Consider the following 556-nt stretch of genomic DNA (forward strand, 5'->3'; position numbering starts at 1 on the left):
AACCGCGTGGCGCAGCTGCTCGAGGCCGGCATCGATCGCCATCAGCGCTGCGACAATCTGTACCCGGTCCTGGCCGGTACCGCCGCCGGCATTAACCCGGCGGGCTATCTGGTTCAGGTTATTGCCCATGCCGGCAAGCTGGCGCAGCAGCGCCTGCGAGATCGAGGGAAGTTTGCCGGCGCGGGCCGGCTTCTCACCGAGGCACGTCTGACGCATCCAGGAAGCCAGCTGCTTCCCGTCGCAGCGTTCGAGCAGCCGGCGGTGTTCGTTCTCCGTCACCCACATGGTGAGCATCTTGTTCCGTTTCTCTGACAAACCGGCCTCCTGATAACGCCGGGACGGGCGGGAAAAGCTTCCCGGGCGGCGCGGGGTTGGACAAGCCGCAGGCGCGTCAGTGCTTTTAGCGGGTTTCGGGGCGCAGCCCTGAACCAGTCACGTAGCGCTAGCGGAGTGTATACTGGCTTAAAATGTAACATCGCAGAAACGCCTGGCATAGCTGCCACATAAAGCAGGTGAAAAATCAGGGTTGGGAGCGTCAGCAGAAGATGCACTGCAG

The 556-nt window shown here is 62.4% G+C and carries 1 protein-coding gene; it reads right to left on the minus strand.

Features of this window, described 5'->3' with window-relative positions; genetic code table 11:
- Positions 1-315, minus strand: a 315-nt coding sequence (locus PDQ68_RS28725) for a MobC family plasmid mobilization relaxosome protein (RefSeq protein WP_472926917.1), incomplete at its 3' end; no start/stop codon positions are given.
- Positions 316-556: the final 241 nt, after the last annotated feature.

The organism is Bacillus cereus group sp. Bc010, assembly GCF_027716745.1.
Lineage (GTDB): Bacteria > Bacillota > Bacilli > Bacillales > Bacillaceae_G > Bacillus_A > Bacillus_A pacificus.